The sequence below is a fragment of the Sphaerospermopsis reniformis genome, from assembly GCF_005402885.1.
Classification (GTDB): Bacteria; Cyanobacteriota; Cyanobacteriia; order Cyanobacteriales; family Nostocaceae; genus Sphaerospermopsis; species Sphaerospermopsis kisseleviana.
The window spans coordinates 1-2,126 of the sequence record NZ_BJCE01000446.1; the positions used below are offsets into that span (position 1 = coordinate 1).

A 2,126-nucleotide genomic window follows, 5' to 3' on the forward strand; every position below is an offset into this window, starting at 1 on the left:
TTATGGCTCAAATATTAGATTCTCTACCACCGGAGCAATCGGGGAAAATTCTCTGCTGCTACGTCAATGCTACAAGTAAAATACAGGTGGCGCGTATTTCCAATGTTGCTAACTGGTACTTTGAAAGGGTGGTGTTTCCTGGACAAAGGCTAGTTTTTGAAGCGCCGAAAAAAGCGCAAATGGAGATTCATACAGGAATGATGGCGAGTGCGATTTTGTCGGATACAATACCGTGCGATCGCCTAGCACTGAATGAACCTGGTAGTGATGAGGGTGATCAAGACTCAGCCCCAGGAATAGAAGCTGCAAACACCAATGCGATGGTGTCGGAAATGAATACAAAAATTGAAGATACCACAAAACCTTTACAAAATATCACAGCCTCCATGAAAACCTATCAGTCACAACATGAGTTTTTACTGAATCTGGGAGTGTGACAGATGGGAAGGTTAGTTAATGTCAAAAGTTTTAAAAATCCCTGGATTAATATCCTTTGATTAAAAAAAAGCACGTTTATTAAATTTGAGGGTTGCTGAACTCAGCAGCCTTTTTTATTTTATTGGAGAATAGGGAATAGGGAATTGGGAATAAGTTAAGAATTTTACCGTAAGCATTCAGCCGTTCACAAATGCACCGAGTGTACACTTCCTCATCAATCTGTGGTATTTTATATTGAGGAGGCAGGATTTATTTATTTTGGATTTTGGATTGTTTGTGTCAACTCCAATCTCATAAAAATTTCTCCCCCATCTCCATATCTTCCTGTTCCCTGTTTTTTGACTTTTAATTTTTTACTATGAACTTACCTTCTTTTTTATGGTTGTGGAAAATAGCAGCTTGGTCTATGGGTTTAGCGATTCTAGCTTATGTTATTTTAGCAATGTCTGGTTTTTGGTTATGGCAAGTTAGAAATACTGGACGTTCTCCCATTGGTGTGGTTTTACCAAGGGTGAATAATATAGTCAAAAACTTTCATTTTTTTATTGGCTTCACTATGGTAAGTTTGGTATTATTATTGTTATTTATTGGTATTATGGGGACTTTAGGACATTTTGGTTCTTTGGGTCATTCTTTACATTTATTCGCTGGTTTATCTGTGGTAATTTTGGTTTTAATTTCTGCTTTTAGTGCAACTCAAATTAGTACAGGTCAATTTTGGGCTAGACCTTTACATATTACTTTGAATATGATTCTTTTCTTTGGTTTTGCTTGGGTTTCTCTGACTGGTTGGACTGTTGTACAAAAGTATTTACCATGACAATAAAAATTATGCTAGGCTTGATATGATTGAACCGCAAAGGACGCAAAGGACACAAAGGTAAGAGTTTTACAGAGAGTTTTTCGGGAGGCTATGTTTATTTTTATATTCTTTTGGTTTTGAGGATTTTTAATTTTTAATTTTTAGTTTCTATGCGATTAATATTAGTTGAAGATGAAAAAGATTTAGGTAGTAGTATTCATCATGCTCTAACTCAGCGTGATTATATTGTAGATTGGGTAGAAGATAGAGCCACAAGTAATGATTTTAAAATTCTCATTTATTTCTATTTAAGTTCTGAATACTTTTTTTAATGAACCACGTTATGCGAAGCATTTCCCGAAGGGTAGACACGAAGAACACGAAGAGAGGAAAGGAAGAAGAGAGGAAGAGGGGTAAGATCCAAAGTAGGATTTTTCATAATTCTCTTTTTCATTATTCTCGCTTTAAGTTAGCTATTACTTATGCGGGGGTGATGGGTGCGACTTTATTAATATGTGGTTATTTTGCTCATGTGGTTATGGTGAAAGCTTTTACTCGCACTATTGATCGTGAGTTGGAGGTTTTTGGAAGAATTTTTGAAGATAAGTTAAAACCACGTTTAAAGTATTCCTGCTGCTGATATTCCTCAAATTTTTGATCGCTTTTATCGTGTCAATGCTGATCGTTCTCGAAATACTGGGGGTTCGGGTTTGGGTTTAGCTATTGCTTTGGCCATTACCCAAACTCATAAAGGTAAATTAAGCTGTTGTGCAGCTAGATTGTATAATAGGGAATTAAGTAACTAAGCGATCGCTTCTGAATTATGCCAGCAAAAAACCATCTGTCTCAAGAACAGAGAGAAAAGCTCTTAAAACACCTAAAAGAG

General features: G+C 36.1%; 4 protein-coding genes and 1 pseudogene. All 5 read left to right on the forward strand.

Going from position 1 to position 2,126, the window contains the following annotated elements:
* The first annotated feature begins 2 nt into the window (after nt 1–2).
* On the forward strand, nt 3–437 hold the full coding sequence (locus FFR48_RS27480; protein ID WP_096570130.1) for a DUF1830 domain-containing protein: 435 nt from the start codon (nt 3–5) through the stop codon (nt 435–437).
* Nucleotides 438–796: 359 nt separating this feature from the next.
* On the forward strand, nt 797–1,258 hold the full coding sequence (locus FFR48_RS27485; protein ID WP_096570128.1) for a DUF4079 domain-containing protein: 462 nt from the start codon (nt 797–799) through the stop codon (nt 1,256–1,258).
* A gap of 152 nt (nt 1,259–1,410) precedes the next feature.
* Nucleotides 1,411–1,572, forward strand: coding sequence for a response regulator (locus FFR48_RS30690; RefSeq protein ID WP_371851493.1), 162 nt, complete (start codon nt 1,411–1,413; stop codon nt 1,570–1,572).
* Nucleotides 1,573–1,583: 11 nt separating this feature from the next.
* Complete coding sequence (locus FFR48_RS29150) at nt 1,584–1,880, forward strand: hypothetical protein (RefSeq protein ID WP_201277699.1); 297 nt, start codon at nt 1,584–1,586, stop codon at nt 1,878–1,880.
* Nucleotides 1,881–1,884: 4 nt separating this feature from the next.
* Nucleotides 1,885–2,046 (forward strand): annotated as a pseudogene (locus FFR48_RS27500) (ATP-binding protein); the annotation flags it as partial.
* Between the last annotated feature and the right edge of the window lie 80 nt (nt 2,047–2,126).

Coding starts and splice junctions, on each gene's coding strand:
- FFR48_RS27480 (WP_096570130.1), top strand. CDS start 3: ATGGCTCAAATATTAGATTCTCTACCACCGGAGCAATCGGGGAAAATT.
- FFR48_RS30690 (WP_371851493.1), top strand. CDS start 1,411: ATGCGATTAATATTAGTTGAAGATGAAAAAGATTTAGGTAGTAGTATT.
- FFR48_RS27485 (WP_096570128.1), top strand. CDS start 797: ATGAACTTACCTTCTTTTTTATGGTTGTGGAAAATAGCAGCTTGGTCT.
- FFR48_RS29150 (WP_201277699.1), top strand. CDS start 1,584: ATGCGAAGCATTTCCCGAAGGGTAGACACGAAGAACACGAAGAGAGGA.